The sequence below is a fragment of the Streptomyces sp. NPDC059373 genome (genome assembly GCF_042751495.1).
Lineage (GTDB): Bacteria > Actinomycetota > Actinomycetes > Streptomycetales > Streptomycetaceae > Actinacidiphila.
Genome location: NZ_JBHYXC010000017.1, coordinates 50,622 through 68,432, shown reverse-complemented (window position 1 = coordinate 68,432; position 17,811 = coordinate 50,622). Strand labels below are relative to the sequence as shown.

At 73.1% G+C, this 17,811-nt stretch carries 12 protein-coding genes and 1 riboswitch; of the genes, 3 read left to right on the top strand and 9 right to left on the bottom strand.

The window, feature by feature from the left end; all coding sequences use genetic code 11:
• Positions 1–17: 17 nt before the first annotated feature.
• The 9 genes from ACFXJ5_RS22785 to ACFXJ5_RS22745 all read right to left on the bottom strand — a co-directional run bounded on the left by ACFXJ5_RS22785 (position 18) and on the right by ACFXJ5_RS22745 (position 14,248).
• The gene (locus tag ACFXJ5_RS22785) at positions 18–1,394 is read right to left on the bottom strand and encodes a cobyrinate a,c-diamide synthase (RefSeq protein ID WP_384633910.1); all 1,377 of its coding nucleotides are present in this window, start codon (positions 1,392–1,394) and stop codon (positions 18–20) included.
• Entirely contained in the window at positions 1,391–1,987 is a 597-nt protein-coding gene (cobO, locus tag ACFXJ5_RS22780) for a cob(I)yrinic acid a,c-diamide adenosyltransferase (protein ID WP_384633908.1), read from the bottom strand. The genes ACFXJ5_RS22785 and cobO overlap by 4 nt, the downstream gene beginning before the upstream one ends.
• A complete protein-coding gene (locus tag ACFXJ5_RS22775; RefSeq protein WP_384633905.1) occupies positions 1,987–3,972 on the bottom strand; it encodes a putative cobaltochelatase in 1,986 nt (661 codons plus the stop codon). The genes cobO and ACFXJ5_RS22775 overlap by 1 nt, the downstream gene beginning before the upstream one ends.
• Before the next feature lie 466 nt (positions 3,973–4,438).
• On the bottom strand, positions 4,439–8,194 hold the full coding sequence (gene cobN, locus ACFXJ5_RS22770; protein ID WP_384633902.1) for a cobaltochelatase subunit CobN: 3,756 nt from the start codon (positions 8,192–8,194) through the stop codon (positions 4,439–4,441).
• Positions 8,191–9,693, bottom strand: a complete 1,503-nt coding sequence (locus ACFXJ5_RS22765) for a cobyric acid synthase (protein WP_384633899.1) — start codon at positions 9,691–9,693, stop codon at positions 8,191–8,193. The genes cobN and ACFXJ5_RS22765 overlap by 4 nt, the downstream gene beginning before the upstream one ends.
• Positions 9,690–10,787, bottom strand: a complete 1,098-nt coding sequence (locus tag ACFXJ5_RS22760; protein WP_384633896.1) for a cobalamin biosynthesis protein — start codon at positions 10,785–10,787, stop codon at positions 9,690–9,692. The genes ACFXJ5_RS22765 and ACFXJ5_RS22760 overlap by 4 nt, the downstream gene beginning before the upstream one ends.
• Positions 10,788–10,841: 54 nt before the next feature.
• Positions 10,842–10,969, bottom strand: a riboswitch (cobalamin riboswitch).
• A 204-nt stretch (positions 10,970–11,173) separates the two neighbouring features.
• Entirely contained in the window at positions 11,174–11,371 is a 198-nt protein-coding gene (locus ACFXJ5_RS22755; protein WP_384633893.1) for a hypothetical protein, read from the bottom strand.
• A gap of 34 nt (positions 11,372–11,405) precedes the next feature.
• Positions 11,406–12,668: an anion permease gene (locus ACFXJ5_RS22750; RefSeq protein ID WP_384633891.1), complete on the bottom strand. Its 1,263-nt coding sequence runs from the start codon at positions 12,666–12,668 to the stop codon at positions 11,406–11,408.
• Positions 12,669–12,856: 188 nt separating this feature from the next.
• Positions 12,857–14,248 carry an NAD(P)/FAD-dependent oxidoreductase gene (locus tag ACFXJ5_RS22745; RefSeq protein WP_384633889.1) on the bottom strand — a complete coding sequence of 464 codons (1,392 nt, stop codon included), beginning with the start codon at positions 14,246–14,248 and terminating at the stop codon, positions 12,857–12,859.
• Positions 14,249–14,367: 119 nt separating this feature from the next.
• On the opposite strand from ACFXJ5_RS22745, the gene ACFXJ5_RS22740 reads away from it, so the two are divergent.
• The 3 genes from ACFXJ5_RS22740 to ACFXJ5_RS22730 all read left to right on the top strand — a co-directional run bounded on the left by ACFXJ5_RS22740 (position 14,368) and on the right by ACFXJ5_RS22730 (position 17,800).
• Entirely contained in the window at positions 14,368–15,030 is a 663-nt protein-coding gene (locus ACFXJ5_RS22740; protein WP_384633886.1) for a class II aldolase/adducin family protein, read from the top strand.
• Between the two features lie 133 nt (positions 15,031–15,163).
• Positions 15,164–16,279, top strand: coding sequence for an alpha/beta hydrolase (locus ACFXJ5_RS22735; protein WP_384633884.1), 1,116 nt, complete (start codon positions 15,164–15,166; stop codon positions 16,277–16,279).
• A gap of 120 nt (positions 16,280–16,399) precedes the next feature.
• Positions 16,400–17,800 (top strand): hypothetical protein, encoded by a 1,401-nt coding sequence (locus tag ACFXJ5_RS22730; protein WP_384633881.1) that lies wholly within the window; start codon positions 16,400–16,402, stop codon positions 17,798–17,800.
• Positions 17,801–17,811: the final 11 nt, after the last annotated feature.

Sequence of the window (17,811 nt, the reverse complement as noted above, 5' to 3'; positions counted from 1 at the left end):
TGCTGCTCCTTGTCCGTTCATCGTGTGGCCCCTGCCACGAACCGCCGCGCGAGCGACGGCTCCGCCGCCCAGTGCACGTGCAGGTACGAGGCGTGCACCCTGCCTGCCTTGACGAAGCCCTCCACGCGCCGCTCGGGCCTCGTCAGCCCCCACGCCGGCGCCGCGCCCGCCCCCGGCTCGATCACCGTCCGGTGGAACTCGTGCCCCCGAACGCGGGTCCCCGCAACCGCCAGCGCGCTGTCCGACACCGCGACCGCCTCCCGGTAGCCCAGCGTCAGCCGCTCCGACATGCGGGCGGTCGCGTCCAGCACGCCGCACATCGGGAGGTCGTCCAGCTCCCTCGCCAGGTACAGCAGCCCGGCGCATTCGGCGGCCACGGGCCCGTCGAACGCCGCCACGGCCTTGCGCAGCGGCTCGTTGGCCGACAGCTCGGGCGCGTACACCTCGGGGAAGCCGCCACCGATGACGATGCCCGCCGTGCGCTCCGGCAGGGCCTCGTCACGGAGGGGGTCGAACGTCACGACCTCCGCCCCGGCGGCCGCCAGCAGCTCCGCATGCTCGGCGTACGAGAACGTGAACGCGGCCCCGCCGGCCACGGCGATCACCGGTGCATGATCAGCCCGTCCGCCGTCCGGGGAGCCGTCGCCGACCACCGCCGCCGGGTCCCACGGCTCAGCCGCGAGCGGGGGCGCACTGCGCGCCAGCGCCAGCAGCCCCTCCAGGTCGCACCCGGCACGTACCCGTGCCGCCAGCGCCCGCACCGACTCCAGAGCCTCCGGCCGCCGCTCGGCGACGGGCACCAGCCCGAGGTGGCGCGAGGGCGCGCCCAGCGCACCGTCGCGCCGCAGGGCGCCGAGCACCGGCACCCCGGACTCGTCCAGGGCGGCCCGCAGCAGGGCCTCGTGCCGATCGGAGCCGACCTTGTTGAGGATCACGCCCGCGACCCGCACTTCGGGGTCCCAGGAGGCGAAGCCGTGCACCAGGGCGGCCACCGACCGCGACTGCGACGACGCGTCGACGACCAGCACGACCGGCGCCCGCAGCAGCTTCGCCACATGCGCGGTCGACGCCAGTTCGCCCTGCCCCGAGGCACCGTCGTACAGCCCCATGACGCCCTCGACGACAGCGAGATCGGCACCGGCTGCGCCGTGCAGGAAGAGCGGGGCGACCAGCTCCTCGCCGCACATGTACGCGTCGAGATTGCGGCCGACGCGCCCCGTCGCCAGCGCGTGGTAGCCCGGATCGATGTAGTCGGGCCCGACCTTGTGCGGGGACACGGCGAGCCCGGCCTCCGCGAAGGCGGCCATCAGCCCGGTGGCGACGGTCGTCTTGCCGCTGCCGGAGGCCGGCGCGGCGATCACCAGCCGGGGGACCTGGGACGAGGACGAGGTCACCACTCGATGCCCTTCTGGCCCTTCTGGCCGACGTCCATCGGGTGCTTGACCTTGCCCATCTCGGTCACCAGGTCGGCCGCCTCGACCAGCTTCTCGGGCGCGTTGCGGCCGGTGACGACCACGTGCTGCGTCCCGGGCCGGTCGCGCAGCACCGCGACGACCTCGTCGGTGTCCACCCAGCCCCAGTGCATCGGATAGGCGAACTCGTCGAGCACGTACAGCCCGTACGTCTCCGCCGCCAGGTCCCGCTTGACCTGCTCCCAGCCCTCCCGGGCGGCCTCCTCGCTGCTCTCCAGGTCCCGTTGCACCCAGGACCAGCCCTCTCCCATCTTGTGCCAGGCGACGGTCCCGCCCTCGCCGGAGTCGCCCAGCACGCGCAGCGCCCGCTCCTCGCCGACCTTCCACTTCGCCGACTTCACGAACTGGAACACCCCGACCGGCCAGCCCTGGTTCCACGCCCGCAGCGCCAGCCCGAAGGCCGCCGTCGACTTGCCCTTCCCGATTCCCGTGTGCACCACGACCAGCGGCCGGTTGCGGCGCTGCCGCGTCGTCAGCCCGTCCTCCGGCACGACGCCCGGCTTTCCCTGCGGCATTACGCGGCCCTCCTGCGTACGTCCCGTACGAGCGCGGACACGGTGTCCGCGCGCAATTCCTCCAGCGTCACGGCGGCGCCGCTCAGATCCCGCGCCAGCGCACCCGCCAGCCCGAGCCGTACGGGCCCCGACTCGCAGTCCACCACCACCGACGCCACACCCTCGGCCGCCAGCAGCCGCGCCGCCCGCGACCCGAGCGCCACCGGCTCGGGTCCACCCGTCGCCCGGCCGTCGGTCACCACGACCAGCAGCGGCCGCCGCGACGCGTCCCGCAGCCGCTCCACGCGCAGCACCTCGCGGGCCTTCAGCAGCCCGGCCGCCAGCGGCGTCCTGCCGCCCGTCGGCAGCATGCCCAGGCGCGCCGCGCCCGCCTCCACCGACGAGGTCGGCGGCAGCGCCAACTCGGCCCCGTTGCCCCGGAAGGTGATCAGCCCGACCTTGTCCCGCCGCTGATACGCGTCGAGCAGCAGCGACAGCACCGCGCCCTTCACCGCGCTCATCCGCTGCCGCGCCGCCATCGACCCGGACGCGTCCACCACGAACAGCACGAGGTTGCCCTCGCGGCCCTCCCGTACGGCCTGCCGCAAGTCGTCCTTACGTATCACCAGCCCGGCACCACTGCGCCCCCGCGCCCGCTGATGCGGGGCCGCCGCCTGCACGGTCGCCGCCAAGTGCAGCTTCCCCAGGGCTCCCCGGGGCCGCCGGGCCCCCGTCGTCCGCCCGTGCGCCGTCCGCGCCCGGGAACGGCGCCCGGCAGCGCCCTCACCGAGCCCCGGCACGCTCAGCGCCTTCGCCTTGAACGGCTCCCCGGCGGGGGCGGCCTTCTGCTCGCCGCCGCCACCGGTGCTCGGGGCGGGCTCAGTGCCCTCCTCGCCGTCGCCGGGTCCGTCCTCCGGCGGCTGCCCGCCGCCGTCATCCGGGCCGTCGGGGTCCGGGCCGTCGGGGTCCGGGTCGGGGTCCGGGTCCTCGTCCCCGCCCCGGTTCTGCTCCAGCGTCTCGTCGAGCTTCTCCTCGTCCAGGCCGGGCGCGTCGAAGGGGTTGCGCCGGCGCCGGTGCGGCAGCGCCAGCAGCGCCGCCTGCCGTACGTCCTCCGCCAGCACCTCCGTACGCCCGGCCCACGCCGCCAACGCGGTCGCCGTACGGGCCATCACGATGTCCGCCCGCATCCCGTCGACCTCGAACGCCGCACACGTCGCCGCGATCTGCCGCAACGGCCCGTCCCCCAGCCGCACCGCCGGCAACAGCGCCCGCGCCCCCGCGATCCGTTTCCGCAGCGCGCCCTCCTCGTCGGCCCAACGCCCCGCGAACCCCGCCGGATCCTCGTCGTACGCCAGCCTCCGCCGCACCACCTCGACCCGCTCGTCCGTCTCCCGCGACGCCGCCACCTCAACCGTCAGCCCGAACCGGTCCAACAACTGCGGCCGCAGCTCCCCCTCCTCCGGGTTCATCGTCCCCACCAGCAGAAAACGCGCCGCGTGCCGCACCGACACGCCCTCCCGCTCCACGTACGACGCCCCCATGGCCGCCGCGTCGAGCAGCAGGTCCACCAGGTGGTCGTGAAGCAGGTTCACCTCGTCCACATACAGCACACCTCGATGCGCCGCCGCCAGCAGGCCCGGCTCGAAGGACTTCACGCCCTCCGCCAACGCCCGCTCAATATCGAGCGCTCCGACCAGCCGGTCCTCCGACGCCCCGACCGGCAACTCCACCATCCGTGCGGCCCGCGCCACGCCGCTCGTCGCCTCGTGCGGCCCATCCGGGCAGGCGGGATCCGGCCCTGCCGGATCGCACGAGAACCTGCACCCGGCAACGACTCTGACCTCCGGCATCAACGCCGAAAGCGCGCGCACTGCCGTGGACTTCGCGGTGCCCTTCTCGCCGCGCACGAGCACGCCGCCCACGGCGGGGGAGACCGCGTTGAGCAGCAACGCCAGCCGCAGATCGTCCATCCCGACGATTGCGCTGAAGGGGTATGGGGTGCTCACGTTGTGGCCCTCCGATTGTTGACGCCGCGGTCCGGGGTGCCGTCTACGCCTCCGCGGGATGGGTGGCTGAGGTCTGTCGGGCGGCGTGCGCCGAGTGCCCGGGCTGTGCCGGCCCGTCCCGCCGACTCAGGCGGACGGCCTACCCACATCCCGGGGTAGTCCGCAGCGTCGCCCCCCACGCCCGCCGGGGCGTAGGGGGCTCCGGGGCGCAGCCTCGTGTGGGGTCTGGGGCGCAGCCCCGTGGATCCCCGCGCTGCAACCCACGCACGCTGGGTTCTGAGAGCGGAGACCCGCCGCGCGGCGATCACCCGTGCGAGTGGTCTGCGGTCGCCGAAGACCCTGCGGTGCGTGCTGCGTGCGAGGCTGCCTCTGTGCTCCCCGCCGTGGCGGGGGTGGTCCGAACGTCGGCACTCGGGAACACGAGTTGGTCGACTTGTCCCCGCGCACGCGGGGGTTTCGAGGGTGGTCACTCGCCACCCTCCAGATCGCCCTCAAGTTCGAGGTAGATCTCGCGGAGCCGGGTCAAGGTTTCCTGGTCCGGCTCCGCCCAGAGTTGCCGCTCGGCGGCTTCCATCAGCCGTTCGGTGATGCCGCGCAACGCCCAGGGGTTGGACTTCCGCATGAAATCCTGGTTTTCCGGATTGAAGACGTATTCGGACGCCAGCTTCTCGTACATCCAGTCGTCCACGACGCCCGCCGTGGCGTCGTACCCGAACAGGTAGTCCACAGTCGCGGCCATCTCGAACGCACCCTTGTAGCCGTGCTTTCTCATGGCGCTCATCCAGCGAGGGTTGACCACTCGCGCGCGGAAGACCCGGTGCGTCTCCTCACCCAGGGTCCGTGTCTTGACCTGGTCGGTCATCGCACTGTCACCGACGTAGGCCTCGGGGGAGACGCCCGTCAGATGCCGGACCATGGCGACCATGCCGCCGTGGTACTGGAAGTAGTCGTCGGCATCCGCGATGTCATGTTCTCTGGTGTCAACATTCTTCGCCGCGACCTGGATCCGCTTGAACGCCTGCTCCATGTCGCCGCGCGCCGCCCGCCCGTCCAGACCGCGTCCGTACGCGTAGCCGCCCCATACCGCGTACACCTCGGCGAGGTCCGCGTCGCTGCGCCAGTTGCGCGCGTCGATGAGCGGCAGCAGCCCGGCACCGTACGCGCCCGGCTTGGAGCCGAAGATACGGGCCGTGGCGCGCCGCCGGTCGCCGTGCTGGGCGGTGTCCTCGTCGGCGTGGGCCCGTACGAAGTTCTGGTCGGCCGGTTCGTCGAGCTCGGCGACGGCACGTACGGCGTCGTCGATCAACGCCACCACGTGCGGGAAGGCGTCCCGGAAGAACCCGGAGATCCGCACCGTCACGTCGATGCGCGGGCGGCCCAGCTCCTCGAGCCCCACCACCTCGAAGCCAGTCACCCGCCGGGACGCGTCGTCCCACACGGGCCGGCAGCCCAGCAGGGCAAGGATCTCGGCGATGTCGTCGCCCTGCGTACGCATGCAGGACGTGCCCCAGACCGTCAGGCCCACGGACTTCGGAAACGCGCCGGTGTCGGCCAGGTGCCGTGCCAGCAGCGAGTCGGCGAGGGCCGTGCCGACGTCCCAGGCCAGCCGCGACGGGATGGCCTTGGGGTCGACGGAGTAGAAGTTACGACCCGTCGGCAGGACGTTGACCAGCCCGCGCGTGGGCGAGCCGGACGGGCCGGCCGGGACGTAACCGCCGCGCAGGGCGCGCAGGATGTTGTCGATCTCGTCCGTCGTGCGGGCCAGCCGGGGCACGACCTCCTCCGCCGCGAACTCCAGAACCCGTACGGCGTCCGGCACTTCGTGCCCGAGGACCTCCGCCACGACGCCCTTCGCCGCGCCGGCCGCCCAGCCGCCGGCCTCCATGGCCTCCGCCAGCCGCCGGGCCAGCGTCTCCAGCAGGTCCACGGCGTCGGAGGCCGTACGGGAAGGCCCCTCCGCCAGCGCGACCAGTGCGGCCGGCACCTCCAGCCGGGCGCCCGGCTCGGCCAGCAGCGACTTCTCCTCGAGGCCGAACCACGCCGCCAGCGCCGCCCGCAGACCCGGCAGGGCACCGCCGACGCCGCCCCACACCTGGGACGAACGCAGCACCGCCAGCACCAGGTTGACCTGGGCCTCGCCGACCGGGCCGCCGCCGAGGATGTGGAGCCCGTCCCGGATCTGGACGTCCTTGATCTCGCAGAGCCAGCCGTCGACGTGCATGACGAACTCGTCGAAGTCGTCGTCGTCCGGCTGGTCGTCCACATGCAGGTCGTGGTGGAGCTCGGCGGCCCGTACGAGCGTCCAGATCTGGCTGCGTACGGCCGGAGCCTTCGTCGGATCGAGGTCGCTGACCATCGCGTACTCGTCCAGCAGCTGTTCCAGCTTCGCCAGGTCGCCGTACGAGTCGGCCCGCGCCATCGGCGGCACCAGGTGGTCCACGACCGTGGCGTGCCCGCGACGCTTGGCCTGGGTGCCCTCGCCCGGGTCGTTGACGATGAAGGGGTAGACCAGCGGCAGTTCGCCCATCACCGCGTCGGGCGCGCAACCGGCCGACAGGCCGAGGCCCTTGCCCGGCAGCCACTCCATGGTGCCGTGCTTGCCCATGTGCACGATCGCGTCGGCCCCGAAGGAGAGCTCCAGCCAGCGGTACGCCGCCATGTAGTGGTGCGACGGCGGCATGTCGGGGTCGTGGTAGATCGCGATCGGGTTCTCGCCGAAGCCGCGCGGCGGCTGGATCATGATGACGACGTTGCCGAACTGCAGCGACGCCAGCACGATGTCCTCGCCGTCCACGTACAGCGTGCCCGGCGGCTCGCCCCAGTGCCGCAGCATGCCCTCGCGCAGCTCGTCGTCGAGCCCGGCGAACCACCGCTGGTAGTCGGCGAGCGGCACCCGTGCCGGGGCGGAGGCCAACTGCTCCTCCGTCAGCCACTCCACGTCATGGCCACCGGCGGCGATAAGTCGATGAATCAGCTCATCCCCGTTGTCCGGGTAGCCGTCAACGCCGTATCCCGCTCCCCGCAAGGCATCCAGCAGCCGCACCGCCGAGGCGGGCGTGTCCAGGCCGACCGCGTTGCCGACCCGCGAGTGCTTGGTGGGGTAGGCGGTGAAGACCACCGCCAGCCGCTTCTCCGCGTTCGGCTTGTGCTTCAGCGCGGCGTGCCGCACCGCGATCCCGGCCACCCGCGCGGCCCGCTCGGGATCGGCCACGTACACCGGTACGTCGCCCTCGCCCTGCTCCTTGAAGGAGAAGGGCACGGTGATCAGCCGCCCGTCGAACTCCGGGATCGCCACCTGCATCGCCGCGTCCATCGGCGACAGCGCGGCGTCCGACGCGTCCCACGCCGCCCGTGACGACGTCAGGCACAGCCCTTGCAGCACCGGAACGTCCAGCTCCGCCAGCGCCCCGATGTCCCACGCCTCGTCGTCCCCGCCGGCGCTCGCGTCGCTCGCCCGGGTCCCGCCCGCCGCCAGCACCGTCGCGACGATCGCGTCGGTCCGCCCCAGCAGCTCGTACAGCCCGGCGTCCGCGCCACGCCCCTCTGATGTGCGCGCTTCGCCTCGACTCGGCTCCGGGCGGGTGCCGGTCGCTCGTTCCTCGCTCCCGACCCCCACCCTGCGCTGCATCTCGGCTACGCCGCGCAGCGAACCGCAGTACACCGGCAGCGCGTTGGCGCCCTTCGCCTCGATCGCCTCGCACAGCGTGTCGACAAAGCCCGTGTTCCCCGACAGCTCGTGCGCCCGGTAGAAGAGCACGCCGACCGTCGGGCGGCCCTGCTCGTACGCGTACGAGCCGTGCGTCCCGTAGTCCGGCATCGAGGCCGGCGGCTCGAAGCCCTCGCCGGTCAGCAGCACCGTGTCCGACAGGAACCGCGCCAGCTCCCGCAGGTTCCCCGGCCCGCCCTCGACCAGATAGCGCAAGGCCTCCGCCACCACGCCCGCCGGCACCGACGACTCCGCCATCAACTCGGCGTCCGGCACCGCCTCACCGCCCAGCAGCACCGTCGGAATCCCGGCCGCCCGCAGCGCGGCGAGTCCGTCCTCCCAGGCCCGCTTGCCGCCCAGCAGCCGGACGACGGCGAGGTCGGCGCCCGCCAGCAGCGCGGGCAGATCGGCCGCCGCGTCCACCCGCGTCGGGTTGCCGATCCGGTACGGCCCGCCGGACGCTCGCGCGGCCAGCAGGTCGGTGTCGGCGGTGGACAGCAGAAGTACGGTGCTCACGGTGCCCCCGGGGCTACGAACGGGAGGCCGGCGGGTGCGCCGTCCTCGATGAGCCGCATCAGAGCGGCGGTGTCTGCGTGCTCCTCGATCAGATCGCCGAGGCGGTCCAACTGCTCCTCGCGCAGCGCGGCGAACGCCGTGTCCGGCGCCGGCACGAACCGCCGCCCGGCCGCCTCCGCGACCCGGCGCAGAAACGCACGCCGGAAGCCGTCGCTCTCCAACGACCCGTGCCAGTGCGTACCCCACACGGCGCCGACCCGGCAGCCGTCCAGGAAAGCCTCGTCGCCGCCCTCACGCAGCTCGGCGACCCCGTGGTGGATCTCGTAACCCTCCACCTGCTCCCCGTACGCCTTGCCGACCGGCCGCGCCAACGTCTTCTCCGCCGCGAACCGCACCCGCACCGGCAGCAGCCCGAGCCCCTCCACGGTCCCGGCGCGCGACTCGACCTCGTCCTCGATCGACTCGCCCAGCACCTGGAACCCGCCGCAGATCCCCAGCACCGGCCGCCCTTGCGCCGCCCGACGCTCGATGGCGTCCGCCAGCCCGTGCTCTCGCAGCCACGCCAGGGCCTTCACGGTGCCGCGTGTGCCGGGCACCACCACCAGGTCGGCGTCGGCCAGTTCCTCGGGCCGGTCGGCAAAGCGCACGACCACGCCCGGCTCGGCCGCCAGCGCGTCGACATCCGTGAAGTTCGACATCAACGGCACGGCGGCGACCGCCACCCGCAGCACGTCCTCCCCGTACGGCGGGCCGGCCGCCCTGCGCTCCCGGGCGATCTCCAGACCGTCCTCCTGGTCGATCCCCAGCCCGTGCCGGTGCGGCAACACCCCGTAGAACGCCCGCCCGGTCAGCCCGCGCAGCATCTCCAGCCCCGGCTCCAGCAGCGACACGTCGCCCCGGAACTTGTTCACGATGTACCCGGCCACCAGCGACTGGTCCGCCGCGCTCAGCAGCGCCGTCGTCCCGAAGAACGACGCGAACACCCCACCCCTGTCGATATCCCCGACCACCACCACCGGCAACCGCGCCGCCCGCGCCAGCCCCATGTTCACGATGTCCCCCCGCCGAAGGTTGATCTCCGCCGGGCTCCCCGCCCCCTCGCAGATCACCGCGTCATACTGCCCACGCAACTCCTCCAGGCACCCCACGACCGTCTCCAGCAACTGCGCCCGGCTCCCGTCGTGATACCCCCGCGCACTCATCTCGCCCACCGGCTTCCCCAGCACCACCACCTGGCTCGTCCGATCCCCGCCCGGCTTCAACAACACCGGATTCATCAGCGCCGTCGGCTCGATCCGCGCCGCCTGCGCCTGCATCGCCTGCGCCCGCCCGATCTCCGCGCCCTCGCGCGTCACGTACGAATTCAGCGACATGTTCTGCGCCTTGAACGGCGCCACCCGGACGCCCTGCCGCACCAACCACCGGCAGATCCCGGCCGTGACCACGCTCTTCCCGGCATCGGAGGTGGTCCCGGCCACCAGCAGCGCTCCGCCGCTCATGCGTGCCCGCCCTTTGATCGCCCGGGTTGGGGGTAGGCCGTCCGCCTGAGGCGAGCGAAGCGAGATGGGGGCACCTCCCAAAGGAAGCTTTGGGGGAGGCTGGCCCAACCCGGCCACGGACCCGCGGACGACAACGCACCCGTCCGGGGTCCAGGGTCCGGGGGAGACAGCACCGCCCACGCCAGCCGTCCCCCGACCGCAACGCCCAGCGCCAGCGCGCTCACTCGCCGCGAAAGCCGCACGGCCCGCTCAATATCCGCAACTTCCACCAATCGATTCCCCCCACCGAGAACCGGCCGGTGCTCAACCCGCGCCCCATAAGCCAGCGTCCCGCCCAGCCGCACACCCAGTGCCCCCGCGAACGAAGCCTCGACCGGCCCCGCATTGGGACTGGGATGGGCCGCACCATCCATCCGCCACACCCGCCACGCCCCGCGCGGATCCGCCCCCGCCAACACGACAAGCGCCGCCGTGAGCCGCGAACCGGGCCACCCCACAACGTCGTCGAGCCGCGCCGACGCCCAACCGAAGCGACGCAGCCTGGCCGACCGGTGCCCGACCATCGCGTCGAGCGTGTTGACGGCCCGGAAGCCCACGAGCCCCGGTACGCCACCCACCGCACCCCACACGAGCGCGCCGACCACCGCGTCCGAGGTGTTCTCGGCGACGGACTCGACGACGGCCCGCGCGATCTGCTGCCCGTCCAGAGCCTGAGGGTCGCGTCCGCACAGGTTCGGCAGCCGCTCCCGCGCGCCCGCCAGGTCACCGGCCTCAAGAGCGGCTCCCACCGCCCGGGCCTCGCGCCCCAGCGAAGTCCCGCCGAGCGCGGCCCAGGTGGCGGCAGCCGTCAGCCCGACGGACGCGGCGGTGGAAGAACGTACGACCCGGGAGGCCACCGCAGCGCCGGCCACGGCACCGCCCACGCACAGGGCCGTGTAGAGCGCGCCCCGGCCCCGGTGGTCACGCCACAGGCGCCGTTCGAGAGAACCCGCGATGCGACCGAAGGCGGCGACGGGATGACCGCGCCGGGGGTCGCCGAATGCGCGGTCGGCGACAAAGCCGAGCACAGCGCCGTACGTGTAGGCACGCGGCATCTGCAGATGTCCTCACTCAGGGTCCGCGCCCTGGTTCGACGTGACCGGCGGTGAGAGTCTCCTGGCTCCCGGATCGGCACACCTCCGGCCTTCCAGCTCGACGTACGAGCCGTGACCACGTGCGGAGGTGCACTCCCCGGTGACAGTGGCGGGACCGCGCCGGATTCTCACCGGACTTCCTCTCCTGCCGCCGCTTGGCCCCGGAAGTCCACCACGCGCCGCGAATGCCCGTCAACTCACCCTTGACCTGCATCGGAAGATGTGTGAAGACACACATGAGGGCGCACCCGAGCACAAACGTGAGCGGGGCACGGACATGGTCCGTGCCCCGCTCCGGCGTACGCGACGGCGCGTCAGGCGGCGATCAGGCGGCGGTCAGGCCGCGATCAGGCGACGATGATGTAGATCCCGTACGCCACCGCGGCCGCGCACAGTGCGAACGCGGCGTACGCGCCGGTGCGGGCGGCCACCGCGCCCTCCTTGGAGAGGCCGACGATGCCGAGCGTGAAGACGCCGACGAGGCCGACGGTGACGGCGAGGCTGACGCCGATGACGGAGCCGAGAGCTGCCCAGTCGATGTTCATGGGGTGGGGTTCCTTTTCCGGGGGTCCGGGGCCGTCAGGCCGTGGCCTGTGCGGGGTCGGCGGGGGAGACCGGGGCCACCGGGGCGACGGCCGGTGCCGGGATGGTGGCGGTCAGACCGTCCGCGGGCAGGGGGCCGGCCGGCGGCGGGGTGACGGCGGCGATCGCGGTGGTCACCACACCGGGGGCGTCCACCGCATCGTCGTTGACGTTGGTGTGGTCGACCGGCTTGCGGCGCGACGCGACCCAGATCGTGGCGCACCCGGCGGCCGCGAGGAGGGCCACCACGGTGACGCCCCAGGTGCCCTGGTCGGCCAGCAGCGCGGCGCCCGCGGCGACGAGGCCGGCGGCCGGCAGGGTCAGCGCCCAGGCGACGAGCATCCGCCCCGCGGTGCTCCACCGCACGACACCGCCCTTGCGGCCGAGCCCCGCACCGATGACGGAGCCGGAGACCACATGCGTCGTCGACAGCGAGAAACCGATGTGGGACGAGGCCAGGATCACGGTCGCGGCACCCGTCTGGGCGGCGAAGCCCTGCGGCGGCTGGATGTCGGTGATGCCCTTGCCCATGGTGCGGATGATCCGCCAGCCGCCGATGAAGGTGCCGAGCGCGATGGCCATGCCGGACGAGATGATGACCCACATCGGCGGGTTGGAGCCCGGGGCGATGACCTTGCCGGTGACCAGGGCGAGGGTGATGACGCCCATGGTCTTCTGCGCGTCGTTGGTGCCGTGGGCGAGCGAGACCAGACCGGCCGAGGCGATCTGACCGGCGCGGTAGCCCTTGGCGGTGGCCTTCGGGTCGGCGTCGCGGCCGATCCGGTACGTGAGGCGGGTCGCCAGCAGCGCGGCGATGCCCGCGACGATCGGCGCGGCGATGGCCGGGATCAGCACCTTCTCGGCGACCGCTTCACCGTTGACCCCGGCGAGGCCGACGGAGGCGACGGTGGCGCCGATGAGGCCGCCCATCAGGGCGTGGGAGGAGCTGGAGGGCAGCCCGGCGTACCAGGTCACCAGGTTCCAGAGGACCGCGCCGACCAGACCCGCGAAGATCACTTCCGGATGGACGCCCGCGCTCTCGTCGATGATGCCCTTGGAGATGGTCAGGGCGACCTGGACGGAGATGAAAGCACCGACAAGATTCAGCGCGGCGGACATCGCCACGGCCGTCTTGGGCTTGAGTGCGCCAGTGGAGATGGTGGTGGCCATCGCATTGGCGGTGTCGTGGAAACCGTTCGTGAAGTCGAACACGAGAGCGGTGATGATCACGATTCCGATCAGGAGCGTGACGTGTTCCATTTACCCAGGCAATCGTTTGATCCGACAGTGGCGGTGGCGACCGTACGGACCCTGAATGAACGGAAGGTGAACGAGGGGCGGCCGCTCGGTGCCACCTGAAACGTGCCCGAATTATTCGCCTGAAGGTCACGCCTCGTTCGCCTTCGGGAGACATCATCCGGCCCCCTGGCGCCGCCCCGCTCACCCTCTCAGTGCCGCCCCGCCACCCGGTCCGCGAGCTGCGCCACCCGGTCCGTCTCCGCGCTGCGCCCGGCCAGCTCACGGCGGTCCGCGCCGCGATAGGCCGCGTACATCCCGTGCACCCCGACCCAGCGCAGCGGCTCCGGCTCCCATTTACGCACCTTGTGCCCCACCCACGGCAGCGCGGTGAGCGCCGTGCCATGGCCCTGGCCCGAGTCCAGCTGCACGAGGTCGCGCAGGGTGCGCGCCGCGAGGTTGGCCGTGGCGACCCCGCTGCCGACGTAGCCGCCGGCCCAGCCGAGCCCCGTGGAGCGGTCCAACTCGACGCTCGCGCACCAGTCGCGCGGCACGCCGAGGACGCCGGACCACGCGTGGTCGATCGCCACGCCCGCCGTGGCCGGGAAGAAGCGGACCAGGATCTCGCGCAGCGCCTCGATGGTCGCCGCCTGCGTACGCCCGTCGTTGTCGGTACGGGAGCCGAAGCGATACGGCACGCCCCGGCCGCCCAGCGCGATCCGGCCGTCGGCGGTGCGCTGCGCGTACATGTAGGCGTGCGCCATGTCGCCGAGGGTCTCGCGGCCCTCCCAGCCGATGGTCTTCCAGACGTGCTCCGGCAGCGGCTCGGTCGCGATCATCGAGGAGTTCATCGGAAGCCAGGTCCGCTTCTGGCCCTTGACGGAGGCGGTGAACCCCTCGGTGCAGCGCAGCACATAGGGGGCCCGCACCGTGCCGTATGCGGTGACCGCGTGCTTCGGGCGGATCTCGGTCACCGGGGTCGACTCGTGGACCACCACGCCCAGCGCCTCCACCGCCCGGGCGAGCCCCTGGAGCAGCTTCACCGGGTGGATGCGCGCGCCGTGCGGCGTCCAGGTGCCGCCGGCCGTCCCGGCGACCCGGATCCGCTCGGCGGACTCGGCCGCGCCGAGCAGCAGCCGGTCCTTCTCGCCGAAGGCGACCTCGGCCTCGTGGAAGGCCTTCAGTCGGGCCAGCTGGGCGGGGGAGTAGGCCACCTCCAGCACACCGCCCTGGTGGATGTCGGCCTCGATGCCCTCCTCGGCGGCGACCCGCACCACCTCGTCCACCGTGTCGTTCATGGCCCGCTGGAGGGCGACGGCGGCCTCATGTCCGTGCAGGCGGGCGTAGCGGTCCCGGCCGGCGATGCCGTTGTAGAGCCAGCCGCCGTTGCGACCGGAGGCGCCGTAGCCGCAGAACTTCTGCTCCAGGACGACGATGCGCAGGAACGGCACGGCCTTCTTCAGGTAGTACGCGGTCCACAGACCGGTGTAGCCGCCGCCGACGATGCACACGTCCGCGGTCGTGTCGCCGGGCAGCGGCTCGCGCGGTGCCGGAATGCCCTCCTGTGCGTACCAGAAGGAGATTCCGCCGTTGACGGTGGTCATGGGTGCCCCTGCAATTCGTATGGCTGATCGGCACGGAAGGATGTGGCGGGACGTTACTGCGCCCCGGGAGCGCGCGGCAACGAGCAACCTGTCAGGATCAGGGGTCGGAGGTGGGGCGAATGTCGGAGCGCGAAGGCCGGGACGGTCTGGAACAGCCGTGGATGCAACTGGTGGCCACGGCCCGCCGCATGGTCGACGACGGACTCGTGGTCGGCACGTCCGGCAACGTCTCCGCCCGGGTCGGCCACCTCATCCTGGTGACCCCGAGCGGCATCCCGTACGACCGCATCGGCCTCCAGGACATCGTCGCCGTCGACCTCGACGGCAAGCAGGTCGTCGGCGAGCTGCGGCCGAGCAGTGAACTGCCGATGCACCTGGCCATCTACCTCCGCACCGACGCCCGCGCCGTCGTCCACACCCACGCCGTGCACGCCACCGCCGTCTCCACCCTCCTCTACGAGCTGCCCGCCATCCACTACATGGCGGCCGCCCTCGGCGGCAAGATCCGCGTCGCCGACTACGCCACGTACGGCAGCGAAGAGCTCGCCGCCAACGTCCTCCACGCCCTCCGCGAGCGCACCGGCTGCCTGATCCGCAACCACGGCACCATCGTCTACGGCGACGACCTCGACCAGGCCTACGAGCGCACCGCCCAGCTCGAATGGATGTGCCAGGTCTGGCTCGCCGCCCGATCCGTGGACGGCTTCTCCCCCTCCCTGCTGTCCAAGCGCGAACTGGCCCGCGTAGCGGAAAAACTCCGCGACTACGGCCAGCCCAATTAGCCCGTCCGGCCATTGAGGACAGCGGGTCCAGGGGGCGTGCCCCCTGGTTTCGGGAAGGGGCGGGGTGCGGGATTCCTCCCGGCCCGCCGCCGCCCACTGGCCGTCGCGCCGTACGGCGCCGACACTGGAACGGATGCGCCTACGAACCGCGGCAGCCCTGACCGCCACGACACTCCTGGGCGCCGGCACCGCCGCCGTCGCGGCCGGCCGGTACGCCTCGGGCTTCGCCCTGAAGCCGAACCGCGACGGTGCGGAACCCGAGCCGCCGCTCACCGTGCACGCCGCCGACGACACCCACGTCACCCTCACCCGCACCCTCGCCTCCGCCCGCCCCGGCGTCTACGGGCTGACCGGCGACGGCGTCCACGCCCAGGTCGGGGAGATCACCGCCACCGCACCCGACTCCGTCACCCGCCGCCTGCGCCATGTCCAGCGCGGCGCCCTCAAGTCGGGCGAGGCGGTACGGCTCACCCCGCAGGTCTACGCGGGCGACCCGCGCGAGGCGCTCGGCCTGGACTTCAGCGAGGTCCAGGTCCCCGGCGAACTGGGTCTGCTGCCCGCGTGGTTCATCCCCGGCGCCCGCGACGTCTGGGTCATCACCGCCCACGGCCTCGGCGCCACCCGCGAGCAGCCCCTCGGCGTCGTGCCCGCCCTGCACCGCCGCCGCATCCCGGTCCTGGACATCACCTACCGCAACGACCCCGGCGCGCCGCGCTCCCCGGACGGCATCGCGCATCTCGGCGACACCGAGTGGCGCGACCTCGACGCGGCCATGCGCTACGCCGTCCGGCACGGCGCCCGGCGCCTGGTGCTCCACGGCTGGTCCATCGGCGCGACCATGGCGCTGCGTGCCGCCGACCACTCCCCGCTGCACAACCGGGTCAGCGGCCTGGTCCTCGACTCGCCCGTCCTCGACTGGCGGTCCACGGTCCGTGAGGCCGCCGCCAACCACGGTGTGCCCGCCCCGCTGCTCCCGCTCGGCGTACGCGCCGCCGAAGGCCGCACCGGCCTGCACGCGGCCCGCATCAGCGACTCCGCCGACCCGGCCCGCCTGCGCGTCCCCACCCTGATCTTCCACGGCCCGGACGACACCCTCGCCCCTTGGGCACCTTCCCGGCGCCTCGCCGAGGCCCGCCCGGACCTCGTGTCCCTCCAGGCCGTCGCCGAGGCGCCGCACGCCGCCATGTGGAACCGCGACCCGGACCGCTACGAGGAAGCACTGCGCCGTTTCCTGACCCCATTGGTCTGACCGCGCCCGGCGGCCCGGCGCGGGTGCAAAACGCCACCATACAGACAAACCACCCATGACCCATCGCGTGACGGGGACGCTCGTTTGGGAATCCGGGTACTCACCCGCAAGACTGCTCCCGTGACGTCCCGTATCCCGCGAGACACTCCGCTCCGCCTCGTCCCCCGCAGGCCGCTGGCAGCCGCGCCCCGCGCCGCCGCAGCGCGCCGCTCACGTCCGCCCAGACCACCGGAGGGGACCCCGCCGCTCTCCGAACTCGCCCGCCGGGCCAGAAACGAGCTCATCGACGCCGTACGCCTGGCCCGTTGGGCCGACGCCGCGACCGGCCTGGCTACCGGCACCGCCCGCCCCGGGGCCGGCGGGATACTGCGGGACGTCGACGTCCAGCGGGGCGCGGCCGCACTGCGGCTGACGGACCGGCAGGTGCGGGCGGCGTGGGACAGGGCACGGCTGGCCGGGCTGATCGAGCTGCACAAGGGCTCCGCCCGCCCGGGCTGGCGGCTGCGCGCGTGGGACCGGGACGACACCGCCGTCCTGCGTGGCTGGGTCGCCCTCTTCGACGCGTGGTCGCTCGCGCACCCCGCCGATGAGCACCCCGCGTGCGAGGGTGCCGACCCCTCGCTGGTCGCGGAGGTCGTCGAGGCCGCCCCTCAGCTGCTCTCCCTCCTGCACCTGTCCTCCGGGCCCGTGGCGGTCGCCGTGCTGCTCGACCTGCTGCGGCAGCGGGTGGCCGAGCTGCGTGAGGAACGCCACGAGCCCCCCGCCGACGGCAGCAGCGGCAGCCGCGACGAGCTTCCGCCGCTCCTGGACTGGACCCTGGAAGCCCTCGCCCGCGTGGGCGCCCTGTACCCGCGCGGCCCCGGGCGCGCGGAAGAGGTGACGATCACCGCGCTCGGCAGCTGGGCGGTATGGGTCAAGCTGGAGCAGATCTGCGTGGCCGCCCAGGGCCCTGCCGGGAACATCGAGCAGTCCGCCGAGGAGATGCTCAAGGCCTGCGTCGGCCTGTCCCCCCGGCCGGCCCGTGCCGAGCACCAGGCGTGGCTCGCCGCCCGCCCGGTCGCCCAGGCGGTCGCCGAACTGCTCGACGTCGCCCGTGGCGACGACGCCCTGCTGCGCGGCCTCGCCTTCGAGGTGCTCCGCTCCGTGGGCGCCCCCGCGGAGCCCGCCGTGCGCGCTGTCATCGACGAGGCCTCGCTGCGCCCGTACGCCCTGATGTGGATCGCCGAGCAGGAAGGCGGCGACCCGGATGCCGCCGCCGAACTGCTCACCCGCGAGGAGGCCACCTGGCTCTGGGTGGACACCGCCGCGGCCGTCGCCGAGCACGGCGAGAGTCATCTGCTGGTCAGCCACCTGGAGGCCGCCCTGCAGGGCTCGGTACCCCGCCTCCTGGCGGAGCTGACCGCCATAGGGCACCCCCGCACCGTCCAGGTGCTGGTCGCGCTCGCCGCCGCCCACCCCGACCCGGCCCTGGCCAAGGCGATGCGCCGCGCCGCCTTCCAGGTCCACACGGGAGCCGAGTGACCCATGTCGCA

Excerpts from the sequence above, each read along its gene's own strand:
- cobO (WP_384633908.1), bottom strand. The coding sequence starts at position 1,987 with ATGCCGCAGGGAAAGCCGGGCGTCGTGCCGGAGGACGGGCTGACGACG.
- ACFXJ5_RS22765 (WP_384633899.1), bottom strand. The coding sequence starts at position 9,693 with ATGAGCGGCGGAGCGCTGCTGGTGGCCGGGACCACCTCCGATGCCGGG.
- ACFXJ5_RS22760 (WP_384633896.1), bottom strand. The coding sequence starts at position 10,787 with ATGCCGCGTGCCTACACGTACGGCGCTGTGCTCGGCTTTGTCGCCGAC.
- ACFXJ5_RS22755 (WP_384633893.1), bottom strand. The coding sequence starts at position 11,371 with ATGAACATCGACTGGGCAGCTCTCGGCTCCGTCATCGGCGTCAGCCTC.
- ACFXJ5_RS22750 (WP_384633891.1), bottom strand. The coding sequence starts at position 12,668 with ATGGAACACGTCACGCTCCTGATCGGAATCGTGATCATCACCGCTCTC.
- ACFXJ5_RS22745 (WP_384633889.1), bottom strand. The coding sequence starts at position 14,248 with ATGACCACCGTCAACGGCGGAATCTCCTTCTGGTACGCACAGGAGGGC.
- ACFXJ5_RS22740 (WP_384633886.1), top strand. The coding sequence starts at position 14,368 with ATGTCGGAGCGCGAAGGCCGGGACGGTCTGGAACAGCCGTGGATGCAA.
- ACFXJ5_RS22735 (WP_384633884.1), top strand. The coding sequence starts at position 15,164 with ATGCGCCTACGAACCGCGGCAGCCCTGACCGCCACGACACTCCTGGGC.